Source organism: Methylobacterium sp. B1, assembly GCF_000333255.1.
Taxonomy (GTDB): Bacteria; Pseudomonadota; Alphaproteobacteria; order Rhizobiales; family Beijerinckiaceae; genus Methylobacterium; species Methylobacterium fujisawaense.
In genome coordinates this window covers 1-1,705 of record NZ_BACT01000512.1, presented here as the reverse complement: position 1 = coordinate 1,705, position 1,705 = coordinate 1, and the positions used below count along the sequence as shown (strand labels likewise).

Annotated in this window: 2 protein-coding genes and 1 pseudogene; all 3 read right to left on the bottom strand. The window is 71.1% G+C overall.

Annotated elements, in window-relative coordinates; all coding sequences use genetic code 11:
- On the bottom strand, positions 1–596 hold a 596-nt coding region (locus tag I53_RS15140), incomplete at its 3' end, for a phosphatase PAP2 family protein (RefSeq protein ID WP_043352089.1).
- A gap of 31 nt (positions 597–627) precedes the next feature.
- Positions 628–1,146: a 2'-5' RNA ligase family protein gene (locus I53_RS15135; RefSeq protein ID WP_043352087.1), complete on the bottom strand. Its 519-nt coding sequence runs from the start codon at positions 1,144–1,146 to the stop codon at positions 628–630.
- Between the two features lie 26 nt (positions 1,147–1,172).
- Positions 1,173–1,705, bottom strand: a pseudogene (locus tag I53_RS15130) (radical SAM protein); the annotation flags it as partial.

Sequence of the window (1,705 nt, the reverse complement as noted above, 5' to 3'; positions counted from 1 at the left end):
CAGCGTCCGCTGACTCCGAGGGCCAGGACCAGTGCCTTCGCGCGGCGGTTGCGCTCGACCCGGGCGATGAGGGTCGCCAGGGTCAGATAGGCGATGGCCGACATGGTGGCGTGGCCGCTCGGAAAACTCGCCGTGAACACCTCCATGCCGTGAGGGACGAGGTCCGGTCGCGGCCGGTGGTAGAGCATCTTCAGCAAGGTCGAGACCAGCTCGCCGCTGCCCACCGCGGCCAGGACGTAGAGGCCGATGCGCCGCCGCCCGGACACGGCGAGATAGCCCGCCACCGCGCAGGTGAGGAACAGCACCGTGAAGACGCTGCCGAGCCCGGTGATGTCGCGCATCGTCTCCTCGAGCCAGGGCGGCCCGATCGGATCGGCGAGATCGGCGGGGTTGCGCAGGGCGAGCAGGATCCGGCGGTCGAGGGCCGCGGTGGAGCCCTCGCCGACTTCGTGGGCGAGGTAGAAGAACCCATAGCCGAGGGTGCTCAGGCAGAGCAGGGCGACGAGGGGACCGACTTCGTTCAGGCGCAACCGCAGCCACACCGCCAGGGCGGGCTCGATCAGGCGATTGTTGCGGATCTGGCTCGGGGCCTTCATGCGGCGGGATCCGGGTCGGGAGCGTGCGTCATCAGTCGTTCTCTCCGAAGGGCAGGCGGGCCACCGCATCCCAGGGACCGCCACGGTAGCGCCAGAGCAGCGTCGCCGGCGCGGCGAAGCGGAACGGCGCGAAACCGGCCGACAGGTCGGCGTGGAGCGCCCGGGCCTTGTCCGGAGCCACCTTGTTCTGGACCGTAACGTGGGGGCGCCAGCCCTGCCGATCCTGGGCGGTGAGATGAGGCGCGAAGCCCTGCGCAAGGCGGGCCCGGAAGTTGGACAGCGCATCGGATTCGAGCACGTAGGCGACGCCGCGGCCGGTGAAGCGCAGGCCCGTCACGGCGACCTCCGGCGTCGGAACGGTGCGGACGAGGGCGGTGATGGCCTCGATCACGCCCCGCTCCCGGTCGCCCGGCAGGTGGTGGAACAGGGTCGCATGGGCGGGAATCCGATTCAGCGCTTCGGGGAAGTAGCGACGCCGCTCGCCGTCGAACCGGGCGAAAGTCGGCTCATCGAAGGCGAGCGTCAGGATCAGGGGGTCCGCGTCCATCATGCGGGCCAGATGGCGCCCGAAGCCGCTCAGGTCCAGTACAGAATCCGCGCCGTCGGCAGGTCTCGGGCGAGGCACGCGGTGAGGTGGCTGCGCATCGCCTGCATCAGGAGCTTCGGGAAGACATACTTCACGGAGCCGAACTTGGTGCGCTTCTCGACGCGCTCGGCCTCGTCGAGGGGCAGGTCCGAGCCGGGATACCAGCCGCGCAGCACCGCCTTCGAGCCGGGGGTGAAGCGATGGGTGATGAGTTCGGCGGTGAGGTCGAGATCCGGCACATCGGCGAGGGCGTCGGCGGCGGCGCGGATCAGCCCGGCATAGGCCGCCTCCCACTCCGGGACCGGCAGGATCGGCGCGACGGTCAGGCCGACCGGATAACCGGCCCGGGCCACCTCGGCCATGGCGGCGAGCCGGGCGGGGAGGGGATCGGTGCCGCCCTCGTAACGCGCGGCGGCCCGCGGGTTGACCGAGAAGCGGATCCGCGTGCGCCGGTTGTGCNGCAGGTCGAGGAGCGGCGCCACCGCGGCGACTTGGTGGTGAAGCGCAACTGAACCGGCGCGTC